We start from the raw sequence: 20442 nt of genomic DNA, 5'->3' as shown, positions 1-20442 counted from the left end.
CGGATCGGATCCGGCCCGTATGCCACGGGCGCTCCCCCTGCCCGCCAGTGGCGAGCTGTCCCCGGGGGGAAGACCTCCGCAGGCCAACAGGCGAGGGGTTGTCGATGAGCCCAACGGGACTGATGCCGCTGTTCCCGCTGCAGGCCGTGCTCTTTCCCGGCGGGCTGGTCGGGCTGAAGGTCTTCGAGGCGCGTTACCTGGACCTCGTCGCACGCTGTCTGCGTGAAGGCACGGGCTTCGGCATCGTTTGCCTGCAGCAGGGGCGCGAGACCGGCACCGCGGCGCAGGGCGTGAAGCTCGAAAGGGTCGGTGTCGTCGTGCGGCTCGACGAGGTCGACGCCGACGGCCCCGGGCTGCTGCGCGTGCGTGGCACCGGGCTGGAACGCTTCCGCCTCGCCGGCACCCCGGCGCAGCAGCCCGACGGGCTCTGGACCTGCGAGGTCGAGGACATCGCTGCCGACGCGCTGCGTGCGCCGGGCGAGGCGATGCAGCCGACGGTGCAGGCGCTGCAGGAGGCGATCCGCAAGCTCGACGAACAGGGCCACCAGCCGTTTGCCGAGCCCTACCGCTTCGACGACGCCGGCTGGGTGGCCAACCGCTGGTGCGAGCTGCTGCCGGTGCCGCTGTCGGCCAAGCAGAAGCTGATGGAACTCGAAGATCCGGTGATCCGGCTGTCGATCGTCGACGGCTACCTGCGCGACAAGTCGATCGTCATCGGCTGAGCACCGCGTCGGCTTCGAGCAGGCGCCGCACCGGCGCCGGCAGCCCGGCGGCCAGCGCCTCGGCACGCGTGAACCAGCGCCCGGCCGGCAGCACGGCTTCGACGGCGCCCGGCTCGGCGGCCAGCGCCGGCGGCAGCGTCCAGCGCAGCGGCTCCAAGGTCCAGTCCAGGTGCGTCAGCACGTGCACGAACGGGGCCAGCCACGCGCCCTGCCCCGGCCAGCCGGCGACGAGCGCCTCCAGATCCTCGGCCGACTCGTATTCGGGCAGGCTCCAGAGCCCGGCCCAGACGCCGCTGTCGGGGCGCTGCACCAGCCAGACCGCGTCGCCCCGGCTCAGCCACAGCAGCGCGTGGCGGCGCCGGCCGCGGCGCAGCGTGCGCGTCTTCACCGGATAGCGTTCGGGCGCGCCTTCGGTGCGCGCGACACAGACCTCGGCCAGCGGGCACAGCAGGCACTGCGGCCGGCGCGCCAGGCAGACGGTCGCGCCCAGGTCCATCAGGCCTTGCGTGTAGCGCTCGATGTCCTGCTCGGGCAGCAGCGCCTCGGCTTGGCGCCACAGCGCCCGCTCCTCGGCCGGGCGTGCCAGGTCGCCGCCGAAGCCGATCGCGCGCGTCAGCACGCGCTTGACGTTGCCGTCGAGGATCGCGGCGCGCTCGCCGTAGGCGAAAGCGGCGATCGCCGCGGCGGTCGAGCGGCCGATGCCGGGCAGCGTCGCCAGCGTCGCGGCGTCGGGCGGGAAACGCCCGCCGTGTTCGGCGACGACGGCCTGCGCGCAGCGGTGCAGGTTGCGCGCGCGGCTGTAGTAGCCCAGCCCGCTCCACAGCGCCAGCACCTCGTCCAGCGGCGCGGCGGCGAGCGCGGCGACGTCGGGAAAGCGCTGCAGGAAACGTTCGTAGTAGCCGAGCACCGTCGCCACCTGGGTCTGCTGCAGCATCACCTCGGACAGCCAGATGCGGTACGGGTCGCGCGTGTTCTGCCACGGCAGCGTGTGGCGGCCGTGCGTGCGCTGCCAGCGCACGACGCGCGCGGCGATCGTGGTGTCGGGCATCAGGCGGCGTCGCGGGCCAGCGGCGCGGCCGCGGACGCCTCGACGGGCGCCCGCTCGAGGCCCTCGGCGTCGCGCGCCGCGGCCACCAGGTCGGCGACGACGCGGTCCAGCCCGACCTGCAGCGCGACCAGGTGCTGGTCCTGCTGCTCGACCTCGGCAATGCGCCCCTCGAGCTCGCCGGCGGCCGACTGGATGCGCACCAGCGCCTCACGGCGCCGGCGGAAGCCCCGGCGGCGCTCGCGCAGCTGCTCGTCGACCTGCGCCGACTGCGACTGGCTCCAGACCTCGACGTCATGCGCAGCGCGCTCGAAGACGACGCGCAGCTTGGCCAGCAGCATGCGCCGGAACTGCTCGGCCGAGCCCGGCATCGCCATGCGCCAGCCCTGGGCCAGACCGAGGTAGCGGCCGTAGTTCTGCTCGAGCTGGTCGAGCTGGTCGACGTAGGCGTTGAGCAGCGGCGGCGGCTGCAGCGCGAAGGCGAAACCGTGTTCGGCGTTGAGCTGCACGAAGCTGGAGTCCAGCATGCGCCGCATCTCGTCGGTGCGTGCGCTGGCGTCGCCGAGCGTGGCGCGCAGGCGCTTGAACAGCGTCGCGAAGCTCTCGCGCGCGCCGGCGGTGAAAGCCCGCCCGCCGATGGCCGACAGCATCGCCGAGACCTCGGTGCGCAGCGCGTCGCTGCCCAGGCGGTCGAGCAGCGCGCCGAGCTGGCGCGTCTGCACCAGCCGCAGCGCCGCCAGGCGCTTGACGCAGCCGTCGAACTCGGCCGACTCGGCCTCGACACGGTCGAGCATCAGCCGCACCTTGGCGGCGCTCTTGCCGCGCAGGCCGCGCAGCTCCAGCAACTGCTCGGCGAGCTGGCGGCGGCGGTCGGCGAGGCGGCGCGACGCGGCGCTGCGCATCTGCTGCGCGCAGCCGGCCGCCGCCTGGGCCAGCACCTCGTGCTGGCGCGGGATCAGCTCGGCGGTCAGCGCCGACTCCAGCGCCGGCAGGCGGCTGCGCTCCAGCGCCGCGGCGTCGCCGGCCACGCGCGCGGCCAGCGCCTCGCGCGCCGACAGCGGAAAGACACGCGAACGCGCCACGCCGAGCGAGGCGGCGCTGGCGTCGCGCTGGCGCTCGATCTGCGCCGCGACGACGGCCGGCTCGGCCAGCGGATCGGCCAGCGTGTCGATCTTGTTGAGCACGACGAACCGTTCGAGCCCGTCGCTGCCCAGGTGCTCGCGCCAGATCGCGAGGTCCGAACGCGTGACGCCGGCGTCGGCCGCGAGCACGAACACGCAGGCATGCGCCGACGGCAGCAGCGACAGCGTCAGCTCGGGCTCGGCGCCGATCGCGTTGAGGCCCGGCGTGTCGAGCACGACCAGCCCGCGCGACAGCAGCGCGTGCGGGAAGTTGATCAGCGCGTGGCGCCAGGCCGGCACCTCGACCTGGCCGTCGGCCAGCAGCGGCGGGTTGTCCTCGGGGCGCTCGTCGTGCCAGAAGCCCAGCGCACGCGCCTCGCCAACGGTGACGCGGCGCGAGCGCGTCACCGCTGCCAGCGTGGCGGCGAGCTGCTCCGGGTCCTGCGGATCCAGCGGCAGCGACTGCCAGGCCTCGTCGCGGCGGCGCAGCTCGGCCAGCGACAGGCCGGCCAGCCGGGTCTCGATCGGCAGCAGCGACAGCCGCGGCGGCTGCGCCGGGTCGTGGAACAGCTCGACCGGGCACATCGTCGTGCGCCCGGGAGTCGCCGGCATCACGCGGCGGCCGGCCGCCGCGAAGAAGATCGCGTTGATCAGCTCCGACTTGCCGCGCGAGAACTCGGCCACGAAGGCCAGCACCACGCGCTCGGCCGCCAGCCGTTCGCGCAGCGTGGCCAGCAGCTCGGTCTGCGCCGCGTCGGCCAGTTCGTGATCGGCCAGGAAACGCGCGAACACGGCCACGCGGCGGTCGACGTCCTGCCGCCATGCGGCCAGGGAGTCGAGCGTCGAGACCAGGGAACTCTTCATGGCGCGGCCGATGCTAGCGCAGCCCTCCGCGCGCCCGGGCGCGCGGCGCCGCGTCAAGGAAACAAGCTGCGCAATCCGTCGCGTTCAGGGACGCTGGCAGGCGGCGCAGAAATAGGTGGCGCGCTGCGCCTGCACGACACGCCGCACCGCGGCGCCGCAGCGCGGGCAGGGTTCGCCGGCACGGCCGTAGACCCGGGCATGGTGCTGGAACTCGCCGTTCATGCCGTGGGCATCGCGGAAGTCGCGCAGCGTCGAGCCGCCCAGCTCGATCGCCTGCGCCAGCGTCTCGCGCAGCGCCTGCAGCAGCCGCGCCGCACGCAGCGGGCCGATGCGCCGGCACGGCGTCGCCGGGTGGATGCCGGCCTGATGCAGCGCCTCGCAGGCGTAGATGTTGCCGGCGCCGACGACGATGCGCCCGGACAGCAGCATCGCCTTGATCGGCGTGCGATGGCGCTGCAGCGCGGCATGGAAGGACTGCGGCGTGAGCGTGGCGTCAAACGGCTCGGCGCCGAGCGCGGCCAGCAGCGTCGCCGCCGGCGGGTCGGCGGTGGACGGCGACCAGACGACGGCACCGAAGCGCCGTGGGTCGGTCAGGCGCAGCGTGCCGTGCGAGGTGACGAGGTCGAAGTGGTCGTGCGGGCCGGGCGCCGGCGCGGCCGGGTGCAGCGCCAGCGAGCCGGACATGCCCAGGTGCAGCAGCAGCCCGCCGCCGCAGCCGCCGAGCAGCGGCAGCCAGAGGTACTTGCCGCGCCGCTGCACCGGCAGCACGCGGGCGCCGAGCAGGGCCTGCGGCGCGACGCCCAGCGGCCAGCGCAAGGCCTTGCCCAGGCGCACCGCCAAGACCTCGGCACCACGCAGCGGCTCGTCGATGCCCCTGCGCGTGACTTCGACTTCGGGCAATTCGGGCATGCGGCATTATGTCGAGATGCCTTGCCGTTCCCTTGTCGCCGCGCGTCGCCGCGGCGCCCGTCCGCTGGCCGCCGCGCTGGCCTTCGCCGCCGTCTCTGCCTGGGCCCAGGGGGCCGTCGCCACATCGCCCCCGGCGCCACCCGAGGTGCGCAACTCGGCCCTCGACGCGCCGCTGTTCTACCAGCTGCTGATCGGCGAGATCGAGGCCCGCCAAGGCCAGCCGGGAGCCGCCTACCAGGTGATCCTCGACGCCGCGCGGCGCAGCCGTGACGAGCTGCTGTTCCGCCGCGCGGTCGAGATCGCGCTGCAGGCCCGGGCCGGCGAGGAGGCGCTGACCGCCACACGCGCCTGGCGCACGGCGCTGCCGCGTTCGCAAGAGGCGCTGCGCACCGAGCTGCAGATCCTGTCGGCGATGAACCGCCTGGACCAGGCCGCCGAACCGTTGCGCGCGCTGCTGGCGGCCGCGACCCCGGCCGAGCGCAGCGGCATCATCGCCGCGGTGCCGGGTTTCCTGCAGCGTGCGGCCGACCCGGCGCGCGGCGCCCGGCTCGTCGAGGAGGTGCTCGCACCGTACCTGGAGACCCCGGCGACGCGGGTGGCCGCACAGATCGCGATCGGCCGCGCGCGGCTGACCGCAGGCGACGGCACGCGCGCGCTCGAGCTGGCGCGCCAGGCGCATGCCGCCGACCCGGCGGCGCAGGCGCCGGTGCTGCTGGCACTGGAGCTGCTGCCCAGCCGGCCCGAGGCCGAGCCCATCGTCACCGACTACGCCGCCCGCCCCGACGCCGAGCCGGCGCTGCTGCTGCTGTACGCGCGGGCGCTGACCAGCACGCAGCGTTATGCCGAGGCGCTGCGCCAGCTCGAAACCGTCACCCGGCGCAAGCCCGATCTCGCGCCGCCCTATCTGACGCTGGGCGCGCTGCACCTGGAGCTCCGGCACGCCGCCCAGGGCGAGGCCGCGCTGCGCCGCTACCTGGAGCTGACCGAACCCGCCGCGGCGCCGGCGTCGGCCGCGAGCGCTGCCGCCAGCGGCGGCGGCGAAGACGACCGCTCGCACGCGCCGGCCCAGGGCCGCGTCCAGGCCTGGCTGATGCTGGCGGCCTCGGCCGAGCAGCGTGGCGACTACGCCGCCGCCGAGCGCTGGCTGGCGCGTGTCGACGCCCCCGAGCGTGCGCTGGAGGTCCAGACCCGGCGGGCGTCGATGCTCGCGCGCCAGGGCCGCGTCGACGACGCGCGCCGGCTGCTGCTGGCCATGCCCGGCAGCGAGCCGAAGGACCTGCGCGCCCGGCTCGACGCCGAGGCGTCGATGCTGCGCGGCGTCAAGCGCTGGAAGGAGGCCTACGAGGTGATGGGCCAGGCACTGAAGCTGCAGCCCGACGACCCCGAACTGCTCTACGAACAGTCGATGCTGGCCGAGAAGCTCGGCCGCATCGACGAGATGGAGCGCCTGCTGCGCCGCGTCATCGAGCTCAAGCCCGACAACGCGCACGCCTACAACGCGCTGGGCTACTCGCTGGCCGATCGCGGCCAGCGCCTGCCCGAGGCACGCGACCTGATCGCCCGGGCGCTCGAACTCGCCCCCGGCGACCCGTTCATCACCGACAGCCTGGGCTGGGTCGAGTTCCGCCTGGGCAACCGCGCCCGGGCGCTGGAGCTGCTGCAGCGCGCCTACGCCTCGCGCCCCGACGCCGAGATCGCCGCCCACCTCGGCGAGGTGCTGTGGGCCGACGGCCGCCAGGACGAGGCGCGGCGCGTCTGGGCCGAGGCCCGCAGCCGCGACGCCGACAACGAGGTCCTGGTCGAGACCCTGAAGCGGCTGAAGGTGCGGCCGTGAGTGCGGCCGCATGAAGCGCGCGCTGCTCGCGGCCGCGGCCCTCGCGCTGGCCGGCTGCACGACGGTGCCGCACAACGCTGGCGGCTGGGTGGCCGGCAAGCTGTCGGTCGAGGTGCGCCCCGCCGACGCGCCGCTGCGCCGCCTGGCCAGCGGATTCGAGCTGCAGGGCGACGGCGAGCGCGGCGAGCTGCGCCTGACCTCGCCGCTGGGCAGCATCGTCGCCACCGCGCGCTGGGCGCCAGGCGAGGCGGTGCTGACCGCCGCCGAGGGCAGCACACGCTACGCCGGGCTGGACGAGCTCTCGCGCGAGGCGCTCGGCGAGGCGCTGCCGCTGGCCGCCCTGCCCGACTGGCTGGCCGGCCGGCCCTGGCCCGGCGCCGCGTCGCAGCCGACGGCACGTGGCTTCGATCAGCTGGGCTGGACGATCGACCTCGCGCGGCGCGACGACGGCTGGGTCGAGGCCTCGCGTGCGGCACCGCCGCCGGTGCTGGTGCGCGTGCGGCTGGAGCAAGCGCCGGAATGAACCCGGACCGAGGCGCGCTTGGCTCGGCGCAAGCGTGACCGGACGGGCGACGGCTTAGAGTCGCGACCCATGACCTTGCGATCGCTGCTCGACGTCCCGGCCCCGGCCAAGCTGAACCTGTTCCTGCACATCGTCGGCCGCCGCGCCGACGGCTACCACCTGCTGCAGTCGCCGTTCGTGCTGATCGACTGGGCCGACACGCTGCACTTCGAGCGCCGCGACGACGGCCGGATCGCCCGCCACGACCTCGGCGTGGCGCTGCCGTCCGACGATCTCTGCCTGCGTGCCGCGCGCGCGCTGCAGGCGGCCAGCGGCACGACGCTGGGCGTCGACATCTCGATCGCCAAACAGCTGCCGGCCGGCGCCGGGATGGGCGGCGGCAGCTCCGACGCCGCGACCGTGCTGCTGGCGCTGAACCGCCTGTGGGGCCTGGACTGGCCGCGCGAGCGCCTGCTGGCGCTGGGCGCGACGCTGGGCGCCGACGTGCCGTTCTTCGTCGGCGGCCGCAACGCCTTCGTCGAAGGCATCGGCGAAAAGCTCACGCCGATCGAGCTGCCGCGCCAGTGGTACGCGGTCGTGAAGCCCGTGCAAGGCCTCTCCACGAAAGAAATCTTCGAACACCCCCTTCTCAAACGGGATACATCTGCTATAGTCTTGGGCTCTCCCGCAGAGGACAAAGTTGTCGCGGAATTCAGTGCAGGATACGGTTGCAACGACATGCAACCCCCCGCGCAGGACCGATGCAACGATGTGGCGCAAGCCCTGGGTTTCCTCGAGCAACGTTACGGCAACAGCCGCATGACGGGCTCAGGCAGCGCAGTCTTCGCGAGAGCTGGCACAGGCGATCGACCCCTGGCGACATTTTCGGAAGCCGAGCTTCCGGAAGGTTGGGTCGGACGGATGTGCCGCAGTCTGGAGCATCATCCGCTGGTCGGCTGGGCTCGTGACTGAGACGGTTTCAAGGGCGCGGCCTAGCCGGGTCCTGTGTAGGGGAGTCGCCAAGTTGGTTAAGGCATCGGATTTTGATTCCGACATGCGAGGGTTCGAGTCCTTCCTCCCCTGCCAAAATTCTCTCTGACGGCGCGTCGCCGTCAGCGCTCCCGGAGATCCCCATCGTGCTGTTCAATACCGTGCTCTTCACCGGCAACGCGAACCCGGTGCTGGCGCAGGAAATTGCCACGCATCTGAGCGTCGAGCTCGGGCGGGCTTCGGTGGGTCGCTTCTCCGACGGCGAGGTCACGGTCGAGATCCGGCAGAACGTGCGTGCCCGCGACGTCTTCGTCGTGCAGCCGACCTGCAGCCCGACCAACGAGAACCTGATGGAGTTCCTGATCATGGTCGATGCGTTGAAGCGCGCCAGCGCTCGCCGCATCACCGCCGTGATCCCGTACTTCGGCTATGCCCGCCAGGACCGCCGCCCGCGCAGCACGCGGGTGCCGATCAGCGCCAAGGTCGTCGCCAACCTGCTCGAGACGGTGGGCGTCGAGCGCCTGCTGACGATGGATCTGCACGCCGACCAGATCCAGGGCTTCTTCGACATCCCGGTCGACAACATCTACGCCAGCCCGGTGCTGCTGTCGGACCTGAAGAGCAAGGCCTACAAGGACCTGGTCGTCGTGTCGCCGGACGTCGGCGGCGTGGTCCGTGCCCGCGCGCTGGCCAAGCAGCTCGGCTGCGACCTGGCGATCATCGACAAGCGCCGCCCCGCCGCCAACGTCTCCGAGGTGATGCACATCATCGGCGAGATCGACGGCCGCAACTGCGTGATCATGGACGACATGATCGACACCGCCGGCACGCTGGTGAAGGCCGCCGAGGTGCTGAAGGAACGCGGCGCCAAGAGCGTCTACGCCTACTGCACGCACCCGGTGTTCTCCGGCCCGGCCGTCGAGCGCATCAAGAATTCGCAGATCGACGAGGTCGTCATCACGAACACGATCCCGATGAGCCCGGAAGCCAAGGCCTGCCCGAAGATCCGCCAGCTCAGCGTCGCGTTCCTGTTCGCCGAGACGATCCGCCGCATCAGCGACGGCGAGTCGGTGACCTCGCTGTTCGCCGAGCAGAACAGTAATTTCTGATTCGGAAAGCGGGCTCGCTTCGCGAGCCCTTTTCCTTTTTGGGGCCTGGTCGCGGGCCCCTTTTTCGCAACTGTGGAGTCCACATGAAATTCACTGCTTACGAGCGTAGCGTCCAGGGGACCGGAGCGAGCCGCCGCCTGCGCAACGCCGCCAAGGTTCCGGGCATCGTCTACGGTGCCGGCGAGCCGAAGATGATCGAGCTCGATCACAACGCCCTCTTCTTCGCGCTGAAGAAGGAAGCCTTCCACTCCTCGATCCTCGAGATGGAACTGGCCGGCAAGGTCGAGAAGGTTCTGCTGCGCGACTTCCAGATGCACGCCTGGAAGCCGATCGTCATGCACGTGGACTTCCAGCGCGTCGACGAGACGACCCGCCTGCGCAAGAAGGTGCCGCTGCACTTCGAAGGCGAAGAGAACTCGCCGGCGGTGAAGACCGACAAGTGCCTGGTCAGCCACGTCGCCACCGAAATCGAGATCGAGTGCCTGGCCTCGCAGCTGCCCGAGTTCGTGACGATCGACCTGTCGGGCCTGGTGAAGAACCAGAGCCTGCACCTCAACGACCTGAAGCTGCCGGCCGGCATCAAGGCCGTGCGCCACGGCACGCTGAACCCGGCGATCGTCGCCGTCACGATGCCGAAGGCCGAGGAAGAAGTGATCGTCGCCCCGGTGGCCGCGCCCGAAAAGGGCAAGGGCAAGGGCAAGAAGGACGAGAAGCAGAACAAGAAGTGATGCCCCGGCCGGCCTCGCGCCGGCTGCGCACACCGTTTGGGGCCCCACCTCGGTGGGGCCTTGTCGTTTCCGGGCTCCGGATAATCCTCGACCATGATTCGTCTGTTCGTCGGCCTGGGCAACCCGGGCCCTGAGTACGAGGCCACGCGCCACAACGCGGGCTTCTGGTGGCTGGAGGCGCTGGCCGACAAGCTCGGCGCACGCCTCGTGCCCGAACGCGGCTACCAGGCGCTGGCCGCACGTGTGAACACGCCGCACGGCCCGGTCTGGCTGCTCGAGCCGATGACCTACATGAACCGCTCCGGGTTCTCGGTCGCGACGCTGGCGCGTTTCTTCAAGATCGCACCGAACGAGATCCTCGTCGTGCACGACGAGCTCGACCTGCAGCCCGGCGAGGCCAAGATCAAGCTCGGCGGCAGCGCCGCCGGCCACAACGGCCTGAAGGACATCCACAGCCAGCTCGGCACGCTGGACTTCTGGCGCCTGCGCCTGGGCATCGGCCACCCCGGCGTGCGCGCCGAGGTCGTCAACTGGGTGCTGAAGAAGCCCTCACCGGACCACCGCGAGGCCATCGCCAAGGCCATCGAGCAGTCGCTCGCCGCGTCGGACCTGCTGCTCGCCGGCGAGATGGACCGCGCGCTGCAGAAGATCCACGCCAAGCCTGCGCGTCCCAAGCCGCCGAAGCCGCCGCGCCCCGAGGCGCCGCCGGCGCCGGACGTCCCGCCCGGCGCCTGACCATGCGCGCCGCGCTCGCCCTCGCCTTGTTGGCGCTGGCCGGCGCGGCCGACGCGCAGCGCATCTGGCGCTGCGGGCCCGACGGGCGCCTGCTGCAGGATCGCCCCTGCCACGACGGCGAGGCCATGACCGTGCGCGACGAGCGCCCCAGCGCCAGCGACGAAGCCGCCGCCCGCGAAGTGGCGCGCCGCGAGATGGCGCTGGCCGAACAGCTGCGCGACGAGCGCCGTGCACGTGAACGCGAGGCCGTGACGGCCGCTGCCGGCTTCGTCGAACCCGAGAAGCCGGCCGTGCAGAGCGTGCTGAAGAAGACGCCGAAGAAAGCGCCGCGCAAGAAGAAGAACCGGCGCGACTAACGCGCGCCGCCAGCCTGCAGCGCCTGGAACTTCAGCCGCAGCTGCTCGCGCGTCTCGACGTGCTCCGGGTTCACCGGAATGCACTCCACCGGGCAGACCTGCACGCACTGCGGCTCGTCGAAATGGCCCACGCACTCGGTGCAGCGCCGCGGGTCGATCTCGTAGCGTTCATCGCCCATCGAGATCGCCTGGTTCGGGCACTCGGGTTCGCAGACGTCGCAGTTGATGCACTCGTCGGTGATCCACAAAGCCATCGTCAAGCCGCCGGTTGGTTCACGCGGTCCTGGAGTCGTTTCAGCACCGACGGTGCCACGAACTTGGAGACATCGCCGCCGAGGGTGGCAATCTCGCGGATGAAGGTCGCGCTGACGAACTGGTACTGGTCGGACGGCGTCATGAACACCGTCTCGACGTCGGGCATCAGCTGGCGGTTCATGCCGGCCATCTGGAACTCGTACTCGAAGTCGCTGACCGCACGCAGGCCGCGCACGACGACCTTGGCGCCGGCAGCAACGACGAAATCGCGCAGCAGCCCGCGGAAGGCCACGACCTCGACGTTGGCGTAGGGTGCGGCGATCTCGCGCGCGATCGACAGCCGCTCCTCGATCGTGAACATCGTGCGCTTGTGGTGGCCGGCGGCCACCGCCAGGATCAGCCGGTCGAACAGGCGCGAGCCGCGGCGCATCAAGTCCTCGTGGCCCAGCGTCATCGGGTCGAAGGTGCCGGGATAGACGGCGGTCAGCGGGGTGACGGTGGTCACGGCGTCGGTCCTGTAACGCAAACCGGCGCAGTGTAGCCGCGGCGCAGCAGGCGGTAGTGCACCGCGCCGGCACGGCCTTCACGCCAGGTTTCCAACCCCTCGGGCGGCTCTGCCAGCGGCTCGGCGCTCTCGACATAGACGAAGCCGCCCGGCACGACGAGACGCGCGGCGGCTCGCGCCGCCGGCAGCGCCAGACCGGCGGCGAACGGCGGGTCCAGCAGCACCAGTTCCCAGGCCGCGGGCGCGGCCGAGGCCATCCAGGCCATCGCGTCGGCGCGGCGCGCCTCCAGCCCGGTGGCACCCAGCCGTTGCGCATGGGCCTTGAAGCCGGCGACGAGCTGCGCGTCCTGCTCCAGCAGCAGCACCTGGGCCGCGCCGCGCGACGCGGCCTCGAAACCGAGCGCGCCGCTGCCGGCGAAGGCGTCGAGCACACGCCAGCCCGTGAGGTCCTGGCCCAGCCAGTTGAACAGCGTCTCGCGCACGCGGTCGGGCGTCGGGCGCAGACCGGGCCGGTCGGGCACCGGCAGCTTGCTGCGCTTCCAGGCGCCGCCGATCAGCCGCACCTCGTTCGGACGGCCGCGCTGCGGCGGTTTCACGGGCGGACCGGGATGCCGTCGCGGGCCATCAGCGCCTTGGCCTGGGCGACGGTGAACTCGCCATAGTGGAAGATGCTGGCCGCCAGCACCGCGTCGGCGCCGCCCAGGCGGATGCCTTCGGACAGATGCTCCAGCGTGCCGACGCCGCCCGAGGCGATGACCGGCACCGGCACCGCGTCACTGACGGCGCGCGTGAGTTCCAGGTCGAAACCGCTCTTCGTGCCGTCGCGGTCCATGCTGGTCAGCAGGATCTCGCCGGCACCGTGTTCGGCCATGCGGCGCGCCCATTCGACGGCGTCCAGGCCGACGTTCTTGCGCCCGCCGTGGGTGTAGACGTCCCAGCCCGGGCCGCGCGCGGCGAGGTCCTCGCCCTGGCGGCGCTTGGCGTCGATGGCGACGACGATGCACTGCGCACCGTACTTCTCCGACGCGTCGCGGATGACCTGCGGGTTGGCCACCGCCGCCGAGTTGAAGCTCACCTTGTCGGCGCCGGCGTTCAGCAGCCGGCGCACGTCCTCGACGCTGCGCACGCCGCCGCCGACGGTCAGCGGGATGAAGACCTGCGAGGCCACGGCCTCGATGATGTGCAGGATCAGGTCGCGGCCGTCGCTGGTCGCGGTGATGTCCAGGAAGGTCAGTTCGTCGGCGCCCTGCTCGTTGTAGCGCGCGGCGATCTCGACCGGGTCGCCCGCGTCGCGCAGCTCGACGAAGTTGACGCCCTTGACGACCCGGCCGCCGGTGACGTCCAGGCAGGGAATGATGCGTTTGGCCAGCATGGGAACGCCCGGCGAGGGGCGGCGCGAAAGAGGTTAGGCGGCGCCGTTGAGCTCGTCGGCGCGCGCCTGCGCGGCGGCGAAGTCGAGCGCGCCGGTGTAGATGCTGCGCCCGCAGATGACGCCTTCGACACCGTCGGACTCGACGCCGCACAGGCGCTCGATGTCCGCCAGGTCCGACAGGCCGCCCGAGGCGATGACGGGGATAGCCAGCGCCTGCGCCAGCTTGACGGTGGCCTCGATGTTGATGCCGGTGAGCATGCCGTCGCGGCCGATGTCGGTGTAGATCACGCCTTCGACGCCGTAGTCCTCGAACTTCTTCGCCAGGTCGACGACCTCGTGGCCGGTGAGCTTGCTCCAGCCGTCGGTGGCGACCTTGCCGTCCTTGGCGTCGAGGCCGACGATGATGTGGCCGCCGAAGGCCGTGCAGGCGTCCTTCAGGAAACCCGGGCTCTTGACCGCGGCGGTGCCGATGATGACGTAGCTGATGCCGTCGTCGAGCAGGCGTTCGATGGTGTCCAGGTCGCGGATGCCGCCACCCAGCTGCACCGGGATCTCGTCGCCGACCTCACGCAGGATGGCCTTGACGGCCGCCTCGTTGATCGGCCGGCCGGCGAAGGCGCCGTTGAGGTCGACCAGGTGCAGACGGCGTGCGCCGGCGTCGAGCCAGCGGCGCGCCATCGCGGCGGGGTCGTCGCCGAAGGTCGTGGAGGCATTCATATCGCCCTGCTGGAGGCGGACGCACTTGCCGTCCTTCAGGTCGATGGCGGGGATCAGCAGCATGGCTCGTCGGCGCCGTGGCGGGAGGGGGAAAGACGGATCAGGGCTTCCAGCCGAGGAAGTTGCGGTACAGCGCGAGGCCGTGGGCAGCGCTCTTCTCGGGGTGGAACTGGGTGGCAAAAATGTTATCCCGCGCGATAGCGCAGGTAAAGCGCGCGCCGTAGTCGGTTTCGCCCGCGGTGTGGGCGGCATCCGCGGGCTGCGCGAAGTAGCTGTGGACGAAATAGAAGAAGGCGCCGTCGGGCACACCGTCCCACAGCGCGTGCGGGCGCTGCCAGACCTGGTTCCAGCCCATCTGCGGCACCTTGAAGCGGCTGCCGTCCTCCTGCAGCCGGCCTTCGAGACGGAAACGCTTCACCTCGCCGGGGATCAGGCCGAGACCGGGCGTGTCCTGCTCCTCGCTGTGCGTCAGCAGCATCTGCATGCCGACGCACACGCCCATCAGCGGCTTGTTCGCGGCGGCGTCGAGCACCGCCTCCAGCAGCCCGGAGTCGTGCAGCTCGCGCATGCAGTCGCGGATCGCGCCCTGCCCCGGCAGCACGATGCGCTCGGCGGCGAAGACCTCCTCAGGCTGCGAGGTGACGACGACCTCGTGCCCGGTGCCAGCGGCGACGTGCATCACCGCCTGCGACACCGAGCGCAGGTTGCCCATCCCGTAATCGACGACGGCGACGACGCTCACAAACAACCTTTCGTCGACGGCACGATGCCGGCCGCACGTTCGTCGGCGGCGAGCGCCATGCGCAGCGCGCGGCCGAAGGCCTTGAACACCGTCTCGCACTGGTGGTGGGCGTTGATGCCCTTCAGGTTGTCGACGTGCAGCGTGACCAGCGCGTGGTTGACGAAGCCCTGGAAGAACTCGTAGACGAGCTGGGTGTCCAGCGCGCCGATCATGCCGGCGGTGAACTTGACGTCGAAAGCCAGCCCGGGGCGGCCGGAGAAGTCGACGACGACACGCGACAGCGCCTCGTCCAGCGGCACGTAGCTGTGGCCGTAGCGCGTGATGCCGCGCTTGTCGCCGACGGCCTGCGCGACCGCCTGCCCCAGCGTGATGCCGATGTCCTCGACGCTGTGGTGGCCGTCGATGTGCAGATCGCCCTCGCACTCGACTTCCAGGTCGATCATGCCGTGGCGCGCCACCTGGTCGAGCATGTGGTCGAGGAAGCCGATGCCGGTGGCGAGCTTGGCGTCACCGCGGCCGTCGAGGTCGACGCGCACGCGGATGCGCGTTTCGCGGGTGTCGCGCCGGACTTCGGCGGTGCGGGCGTCGTTGCGGGTGTCCATGGCGTCCTTCTACAGGCTGGCGCGCAGCGCGTCGATCAGTCGGGTCGTCTCGTCGGGGGTGCCGACGGTCAGGCGCAGGCAGTTGGCGAGCGAGGGGTGCAGCGCCGAGACGTTCTTCACCAGCACGCCGCGCGACTTGAGGCCGGCGAAGGCCGCTGCGGCGTCGGGCACACGCGCCAGGATCATGTTCGCCTCGCTCGGCCAGGCGTGAACGCCGGGCATCGTCTGCAGCGCCTCGTGCAGGCGCTGGCGCTGGGCGCGGATCTCGGCGGCCTGGCGCGCGTACTCGTCGGCGTGCTCCAGCGCGAACAGCGCCGCCTCGGCGTTGAGCACGCTGACGTTGAACGGCGGGCGCAGCTTGTCGATCTCGGCGATCAGCGCGCTGCGGCCCATCAGGTAGCCGATGCGCACGCCGGCCAGGCCGAACTTGCTCATCGTGCGCATCACCAGCACGTGCGGATGCGCGGCCAGGCGCGCCATCGAGTCGCGTGCGGCGAAGGGCTGGTAGGCCTCGTCCATCACGACCAGGCCGCCGGCTTCGCCCATCGCCGCGATCAGGCGGTCGACGACGGCGTCGTCCCAGAGGTTGCCGGTCGGGTTGTTCGGATAGGCGAGGTACAGCAGCGACGGACGGTGCTCGGCGATCGCCGCCAGCATCGCCGTTTCGTCGAGCTCGAAGTCGGCCGCCAGCGGCACGCCGACGAAACGCACGCCCTGCAGCGCCGCCGACAGCCCGTACATCACGAAGCTCGGCAGCGGCGACATGAAGACCGCGCCCGGCACCGCGCAGGCCAGGCTGAGCATCGTGATGAGCTCGTCGGAGCCGTTGCCCAGCGTCAGCGCGCAGCCTTCGGGCAGGCCGGCGAACTGCGCCAGCGCCACCTTCAGGTCCTCGGTGCGCTCGGCCGGGTAGCGGTTGATCGCCACACGGCCCAGACGCTCGCCCAGCGCCTGCTGCAGCTCAGGCGGCAGCGGGAACGGGTTCTCCATCGTGTCCAGCTTGACGAAGCCGGCCGAGGGCTGCACCGCATAGGCGTGCAGGCCCTGGATGTCCTGGCGCACGACGCGCGCCATCAGGGACGGGAGATCGGGAGTCATCGCGGGCTTTCGGGCCTGGGGTTCTGCGACACGGTCACCGGCTGAGCTCAGGCCGCGCTCAACGGGGCTTCAGACGGAACTCGGCGGCCTGGGCGTGGGCCTGCAGCCCTTCGCCGTAGGCCAGCTCGGCGGCGATCGGGCCCAGCACCTGGGCGCCGGCCTCGCTCACCTCGATCAGGCTGCTGCGCTTCTGGAAGTCGTAGACGCCCAGCGGCGACGAGAAGCGCGCGGTGCCCGAAGTCGGCAGCACGTGGTTCGGGCCGGCGCAGTAGTCGCCCAGGCTCTCGCTGGTGTAGGCGCCGAGGAAGATCGCGCCGGCGTGGCGCAGCAGCGGCTCCCAGCGGCCGGGTTCGGCCGAGCTGACTTCCAGGTGCTCGGGCGCGACGCGGTTGGAGATCTCGCAGGCCTCCTCCATCGAGCGCGTGTGGATGAGCGCGCCGCGGCCTTCGAGCGAGGCGCGGATCGTCGCCTGGCGCGGCATCGCCGGCAGCAGGCGCTCGATCTCGGCCTGCACCGCGGCGATGTAGCCGGCATCCGGGCACAGCAGGATGCTCTGCGCCAGCTCGTCGTGCTCGGCCTGGCTGAACAGGTCCATCGCCACCCACTCGGCCGGCGTCGTGCCGTCGGCCAGCACGAGGATCTCGCTCGGCCCGGCGATCATGTCGATGCCGACCTGGCCGAAGACGCGGCGCTTGGCGCTGGCGACGTAGGCGTTGCCCGGGCCGGTGATCTTGTCGACGCGGGGCACGGTCGCCGTGCCGTAGGCCAGCGCGGCCACCGCCTGGGCGCCGCCGATCGTGAAGACGCGGTGGGCACCAGCCACCGCGGCGGCGGCCAGCACCAGCGCGTTGCGCTCGCCGCCGGGCGTCGGCACCACCATCACGATCTCGCCGACACCGGCCACCTGGGCCGGGATGGCGTTCATCAGCACGCTCGACGGGTAGGCCGCCTTGCCGCCGGGCACGTAGATGCCGACGCGGTCCAGCGGCGTGACTTTCTGGCCCAGCAGCGTGCCGTCGGCGTCGCGGTAGCTCCAGCTGCGGCCGCAGGCGTCCAGCTGGCGCTGGTGGTAGTCACGAACGCGTTCGGCGGCAGCCTCGAGCGCCGAGCGCTGCGCCGGCGTGATCGAGGCCAGCGCGGCGCGCAGTTCGTCGGCGCCGATCTCCAGCGCCGCGACCGAGTCGGCCTGCAGGCGGTCGAAACGCGCCGTGTACTCCAGCACCGCGGCGTCGCCGCGCTGGCGCACGTCGTCGAGGATCGCGGCGACGCGGTTCTCGATCTCGGCGTCGGTCTCGGCCGACCAGTGCAGCACACGCTGGAAACCGGCCTCGAAGCCGGCGTCGGCGGTAGACAGACGGGTGATCGCAACGGGGTTCATGCGCGGGACTCCACGGCTTGCTCGAAGGCGTCGATCAGCGCGCGCAGCGGGGCGCGCTTCAACTTCAGCGCCGCCGGGTTGACGACCAGGCGCGACGAGATGTCCATGATCTTCTCGACCTCGACGAGCTGGTTGGCCTTCAGCGTGCTGCCGGTCGAGACCAGGTCGACGATGGCGTCGGCCAGGCCCGTGAGCGGCGCCAGCTCCATCGAGCCGTAGAGCTTGATCAGGTCGACGTGCACGCCCTTGGCGGCGAAGTGCTGGCGCGCGATCTGGGTGTACTTGGTGGCGACGCGGATGCGTGCACCCTGGCGCACGGCGTGCGCGTAGTCGAAGTCGGCGCGCGTGGCGACGCTCATGCGGCAGCGCGCGATGCGCAGGTCCAACGGGCGGTACAGGCCGTCGCCGTGCTCCAGCAGCACGTCCAGGCCGGCGACGCCGAGGTCGGCGCCGCCGTGCTGCACGTAGGTCGGCACGTCGCTGGCGCGCACCAGCACGACGCGCACGTCGGGCCGGGTGGTGCCGATGATCAGCTTGCGGCTCTTCTCCGGGTCCTCCAGCACCTCGATGCCGGCGGCCGCCAGCAACGGCAGCGAGTCCTCGAAGATGCGGCCCTTGGACAGTGCGAGCGTGATCATCGGATTCTTTCGATGTCCGCCCCGAGGGCGCGCAGCTTGGCTTCCATGCGGTCGTAGCCGCGGTCCAGGTGGTAGATGCGCTCCACCGTCGTCTCGCCTTCGGCCACCAGGCCGGCGATGACCAGGCTGGCCGAGGCGCGCAGGTCGGTCGCCATCACGGTGGCACCCGAGAGCGTCGGCACGCCCTGGATCATCGCCGTGTGGCCGTCGACCTGGATGCGCGCGCCCAGGCGCACCAGCTCGTTGACGTGCATGAAGCGGTTCTCGAAGATCGTCTCCGAGACCTTGGCCGCGCCTTCGGCGACGCAGTCGACGGCCATGAACTGGGCCTGCATGTCGGTCGGGAAGGCCGGGTACTCGCTGGTGCGGAAGCTCACCGCCTTCGGGCGCGCGTCGGCACGCACGCGGATCCAGTCCTCGCCCGACTCGATGGCAACGCCGGCTTCGCGCAACTTGGTGATGACGGCGTCGAGGTGCTCGGCACGCGCGTCGCGCAGCACGGCCTCGCCGCCGGCGGCGGCCACCGCGCAGAGGAAGGTGCCGGCCTCGATGCGGTCGGGCACGATGCGGTGCGGCGCGGCCGGCGCGTGCAGGCGCTCGACACCCTGGATGCGGATGCGGCCGCTGCCGTGGCCTTCGATCTTCGCGCCCATCGAGATCAGCAGCTCGGCCAGGTCGGTGACCTCGGGCTCCTGAGCGGCGTTCTCCAGCACCGTCTCGCCCTCGGCCAGCGCCGCGGCCATCAGCAGGTTCTCGGTGCCGGTGACGGTGATCATGTCCGTCGTGATGCGCGCGCCGCGCAGCCGGCCGGCGCTGGCGACGATGTTGCCGTGTTCGACCTTGACCGTCGCGCCCATCGCCTGCAGGCCCTTGATGTGCTGGTCGACCGGGCGCGAGCCGATCGCGCAGCCGCCGGGCAGCGACACCGTCGCGCGGCCGAAACGCGCCAGCAGCGGGCCGAGCACGAGGATCGACGCGCGCATCGTCTTCACGAGCTCGTAGGGCGCGACCGGGTCGACGCCGTCGGGCGCGGCGAGCGTCACGCGCGCCGGCTGGTCTTCGGGGCGCTCGACGGCGACGCCCATGCGGCGCAGCAGCGACAGCATCGTCGCCACGTCCTGCAGGCGCGGCACGTTGTCCAGCGTCAGCGGCCCGGCGCACAGCAGCGCGGCGCAGAGCTCGGGCAGCGCGGCGTTCTTGGCGCCGGAGATCGCCACCTCGCCTTGGAGGCGGCGTCCGCCGCGGATCAGGAGTTTGTCCATGCTGGTGCTCGGAAAAGCACGCGGCACGGGACGGGCGGCAGCGCAGCACGCGGCCACCCGCGGCGCGCCGCAGGTGCCGTGTCAGGGGTGGTGGGTGGCGCCTTGGGCCGAGTACTCGGCCGGCGTGAGCGTCTTCATCGACAGCGCGTGGATCTGCTCGCGCATTCTATCGCCCAGCGCGGCGTAGACCCGCTGGTGGCGGCGCACGCGGTTCAGGCCCTCGAAGGCCGACGAGACGATGGTGGCGAAGAAGTGGCGGCCGTCGCCTTCGACCTGCAGGTGCTCGCAGGGCAGCCCGGCCTCGATGTAGCCGCGGACTTCGGCGACGGTCGGCTCGGCCATCAGGCGAGTTCCGACTGGCGTTCGATGACGCGCGACACGATGCCGTAGGCGATCGCCTCGTCGGCGCTCATCCAGTAGTCGCGCTCCATGTCGGCCATGACCTTCTCGATCTTCTGGCCGGTCTGGGTGGCGACGACACGCGCGATGCGCTCGCGGGTCTTGATGATTTCCTTGGCCTGGATCGCGATGTCGGTGGCCCGGCCGCCGGCGCCGCCGGCGGGCTGGTGGATCATGAAACGCGTGTTCGGCAGACAGACCCGGCGCTCCTTGGGCGCGGCCAGGTAGATGTGCGTGCCGGCGCTGGCGACCCAGCCGCTGCCGATGGTCGTCACCGGCGCGTTGATGAAGCGGATCATGTCGTGGATCGCGTCGCCGCTTTCCACGTGGCCGCCCGGGCTGCTGATCAGCATGTGGATCGGCGCGTCGGAGTCCTGCGACAGCGCGATCAGGCGCTCGCAGGTGGCGCGCGCCAGCTTGTCGTCGATCTCGCCGAAGACAAGGACGAAACGCGACTTGAACGACAGCTGTTCCTGCAGGCCGCCGGCGGGCTTGGCGGCGTCCTTGTCGGCAGGCTTGGCGTCGCAGGCGGCGTGGATGTGCGTCATGCTCGGAGGCT

At 71.7% G+C, this 20442-nt stretch carries 24 protein-coding genes and 1 tRNA gene; 9 read left to right on the top strand and 16 right to left on the bottom strand.

The features are described from left to right. Nucleotides 1-104 precede the first annotated feature (104 nt). A complete protein-coding gene (locus RBXJA2T_RS15330) occupies nucleotides 105-722 on the top strand; it encodes an LON peptidase substrate-binding domain-containing protein (protein WP_037290442.1) in 618 nt (205 codons plus the stop codon). Here the strand turns inward: RBXJA2T_RS15330 and mutY are convergent. The 3 genes from mutY to mutM all read right to left on the bottom strand — a co-directional run bounded on the left by mutY (nucleotide 712) and on the right by mutM (nucleotide 4661). After that, entirely contained in the window at nucleotides 712-1770 is a 1059-nt protein-coding gene (gene mutY, locus RBXJA2T_RS15325; protein WP_009858318.1) for an A/G-specific adenine glycosylase, read from the bottom strand. The genes RBXJA2T_RS15330 and mutY overlap by 11 nt on opposite strands. Beyond that, on the bottom strand, nucleotides 1770-3752 hold the full coding sequence (locus RBXJA2T_RS15320; protein WP_009858317.1) for a dynamin family protein: 1983 nt from the start codon (nucleotides 3750-3752) through the stop codon (nucleotides 1770-1772). The genes mutY and RBXJA2T_RS15320 overlap by 1 nt, the downstream gene beginning before the upstream one ends. A gap of 84 nt (nucleotides 3753-3836) precedes the next feature. Further along, nucleotides 3837-4661, bottom strand: a complete 825-nt coding sequence (gene mutM, locus RBXJA2T_RS15315) for a bifunctional DNA-formamidopyrimidine glycosylase/DNA-(apurinic or apyrimidinic site) lyase (RefSeq protein ID WP_009858316.1) — start codon at nucleotides 4659-4661, stop codon at nucleotides 3837-3839. A 16-nt stretch (nucleotides 4662-4677) separates the two neighbouring features. Between mutM and RBXJA2T_RS15310 the strand changes: the two genes are divergently transcribed. From RBXJA2T_RS15310 to RBXJA2T_RS15275, 8 genes are all read left to right on the top strand, one after another. Continuing rightward, a complete protein-coding gene (locus RBXJA2T_RS15310; protein ID WP_237704894.1) occupies nucleotides 4678-6495 on the top strand; it encodes a tetratricopeptide repeat protein in 1818 nt (605 codons plus the stop codon). 10 nt (nucleotides 6496-6505) lie between these two features. Further along, nucleotides 6506-7018: a lipoprotein insertase outer membrane protein LolB gene (locus RBXJA2T_RS15305; protein WP_009858314.1), complete on the top strand. Its 513-nt coding sequence runs from the start codon at nucleotides 6506-6508 to the stop codon at nucleotides 7016-7018. Nucleotides 7019-7087: 69 nt separating this feature from the next. Further along, nucleotides 7088-7969, top strand: coding sequence for a 4-(cytidine 5'-diphospho)-2-C-methyl-D-erythritol kinase (gene ispE / locus RBXJA2T_RS15300; RefSeq protein WP_009858313.1), 882 nt, complete (start codon nucleotides 7088-7090; stop codon nucleotides 7967-7969). Between the two features lie 37 nt (nucleotides 7970-8006). Then, nucleotides 8007-8083: transfer RNA gene (locus RBXJA2T_RS15295), tRNA-Gln, on the top strand. Between the two features lie 50 nt (nucleotides 8084-8133). Continuing rightward, on the top strand, nucleotides 8134-9096 hold the full coding sequence (locus RBXJA2T_RS15290; protein WP_009858312.1) for a ribose-phosphate pyrophosphokinase: 963 nt from the start codon (nucleotides 8134-8136) through the stop codon (nucleotides 9094-9096). 83 nt (nucleotides 9097-9179) lie between these two features. After that, nucleotides 9180-9824: a 50S ribosomal protein L25/general stress protein Ctc gene (locus tag RBXJA2T_RS15285; RefSeq protein ID WP_009858311.1), complete on the top strand. Its 645-nt coding sequence runs from the start codon at nucleotides 9180-9182 to the stop codon at nucleotides 9822-9824. 93 nt (nucleotides 9825-9917) lie between these two features. Then, nucleotides 9918-10559, top strand: coding sequence for an aminoacyl-tRNA hydrolase (gene pth / locus RBXJA2T_RS15280; RefSeq protein ID WP_009858310.1), 642 nt, complete (start codon nucleotides 9918-9920; stop codon nucleotides 10557-10559). A gap of 2 nt (nucleotides 10560-10561) precedes the next feature. Continuing rightward, nucleotides 10562-10915 (top strand): hypothetical protein, encoded by a 354-nt coding sequence (locus RBXJA2T_RS15275; protein ID WP_009858309.1) that lies wholly within the window; start codon nucleotides 10562-10564, stop codon nucleotides 10913-10915. Here RBXJA2T_RS15275 and RBXJA2T_RS15270 read toward each other — a convergent pair. The 13 genes from RBXJA2T_RS15270 to RBXJA2T_RS15210 form a co-directional block, all read right to left on the bottom strand. Next, a complete protein-coding gene (locus tag RBXJA2T_RS15270; RefSeq protein WP_009858308.1) occupies nucleotides 10912-11169 on the bottom strand; it encodes a YfhL family 4Fe-4S dicluster ferredoxin in 258 nt (85 codons plus the stop codon). The two genes, RBXJA2T_RS15275 and RBXJA2T_RS15270, sit on opposite strands and share 4 nt — an antisense overlap. 2 nt (nucleotides 11170-11171) lie before the next feature. Beyond that, nucleotides 11172-11675, bottom strand: coding sequence for a pantetheine-phosphate adenylyltransferase (gene coaD, locus RBXJA2T_RS15265; protein WP_009858307.1), 504 nt, complete (start codon nucleotides 11673-11675; stop codon nucleotides 11172-11174). Next, nucleotides 11672-12271 (bottom strand): 16S rRNA (guanine(966)-N(2))-methyltransferase RsmD, encoded by a 600-nt coding sequence (gene rsmD, locus RBXJA2T_RS15260; protein ID WP_009858306.1) that lies wholly within the window; start codon nucleotides 12269-12271, stop codon nucleotides 11672-11674. The genes coaD and rsmD overlap by 4 nt, the downstream gene beginning before the upstream one ends. After that, on the bottom strand, nucleotides 12268-13047 hold the full coding sequence (hisF, locus tag RBXJA2T_RS15255) for an imidazole glycerol phosphate synthase subunit HisF (protein WP_009858305.1): 780 nt from the start codon (nucleotides 13045-13047) through the stop codon (nucleotides 12268-12270). The genes rsmD and hisF overlap by 4 nt, the downstream gene beginning before the upstream one ends. A 33-nt stretch (nucleotides 13048-13080) precedes the next feature. Beyond that, nucleotides 13081-13827 carry a 1-(5-phosphoribosyl)-5-[(5-phosphoribosylamino)methylideneamino]imidazole-4-carboxamide isomerase gene (hisA, locus tag RBXJA2T_RS15250; RefSeq protein WP_009858304.1) on the bottom strand — a complete coding sequence of 249 codons (747 nt, stop codon included), beginning with the start codon at nucleotides 13825-13827 and terminating at the stop codon, nucleotides 13081-13083. A 37-nt stretch (nucleotides 13828-13864) separates the two neighbouring features. Continuing rightward, complete coding sequence (hisH, locus tag RBXJA2T_RS15245) at nucleotides 13865-14506, bottom strand: imidazole glycerol phosphate synthase subunit HisH (protein ID WP_009858303.1); 642 nt, start codon at nucleotides 14504-14506, stop codon at nucleotides 13865-13867. Continuing rightward, a complete protein-coding gene (hisB, locus tag RBXJA2T_RS15240; protein WP_009858302.1) occupies nucleotides 14503-15108 on the bottom strand; it encodes an imidazoleglycerol-phosphate dehydratase HisB in 606 nt (201 codons plus the stop codon). The genes hisH and hisB overlap by 4 nt, the downstream gene beginning before the upstream one ends. A gap of 9 nt (nucleotides 15109-15117) precedes the next feature. Continuing rightward, nucleotides 15118-16206: a histidinol-phosphate transaminase gene (hisC, locus tag RBXJA2T_RS15235; protein WP_029718743.1), complete on the bottom strand. Its 1089-nt coding sequence runs from the start codon at nucleotides 16204-16206 to the stop codon at nucleotides 15118-15120. Nucleotides 16207-16264: 58 nt separating this feature from the next. Further along, the gene (hisD, locus tag RBXJA2T_RS15230) at nucleotides 16265-17584 is read right to left on the bottom strand and encodes a histidinol dehydrogenase (protein WP_009858300.1); all 1320 of its coding nucleotides are present in this window, start codon (nucleotides 17582-17584) and stop codon (nucleotides 16265-16267) included. Beyond that, complete coding sequence (hisG, locus tag RBXJA2T_RS15225) at nucleotides 17581-18222, bottom strand: ATP phosphoribosyltransferase (RefSeq protein WP_009858299.1); 642 nt, start codon at nucleotides 18220-18222, stop codon at nucleotides 17581-17583. The genes hisD and hisG overlap by 4 nt, the downstream gene beginning before the upstream one ends. Beyond that, nucleotides 18219-19484: a UDP-N-acetylglucosamine 1-carboxyvinyltransferase gene (gene murA, locus RBXJA2T_RS15220; protein WP_009858298.1), complete on the bottom strand. Its 1266-nt coding sequence runs from the start codon at nucleotides 19482-19484 to the stop codon at nucleotides 18219-18221. Before murA ends, hisG begins: the two co-directional genes overlap by 4 nt. A gap of 81 nt (nucleotides 19485-19565) precedes the next feature. Beyond that, on the bottom strand, nucleotides 19566-19826 hold the full coding sequence (locus RBXJA2T_RS15215; protein ID WP_009858297.1) for a BolA family protein: 261 nt from the start codon (nucleotides 19824-19826) through the stop codon (nucleotides 19566-19568). After that, nucleotides 19826-20431, bottom strand: coding sequence for an ATP-dependent Clp protease proteolytic subunit (locus RBXJA2T_RS15210; RefSeq protein WP_009858296.1), 606 nt, complete (start codon nucleotides 20429-20431; stop codon nucleotides 19826-19828). The genes RBXJA2T_RS15215 and RBXJA2T_RS15210 overlap by 1 nt, the downstream gene beginning before the upstream one ends. Nucleotides 20432-20442: the final 11 nt, after the last annotated feature.

It is taken from the genome of Rubrivivax benzoatilyticus JA2 = ATCC BAA-35 (assembly GCF_000190375.1).
Taxonomy (GTDB): Bacteria; Pseudomonadota; Gammaproteobacteria; order Burkholderiales; family Burkholderiaceae_C; genus Rubrivivax; species Rubrivivax benzoatilyticus.
This window is presented reverse-complemented; position numbering and strand designations above follow the sequence as displayed.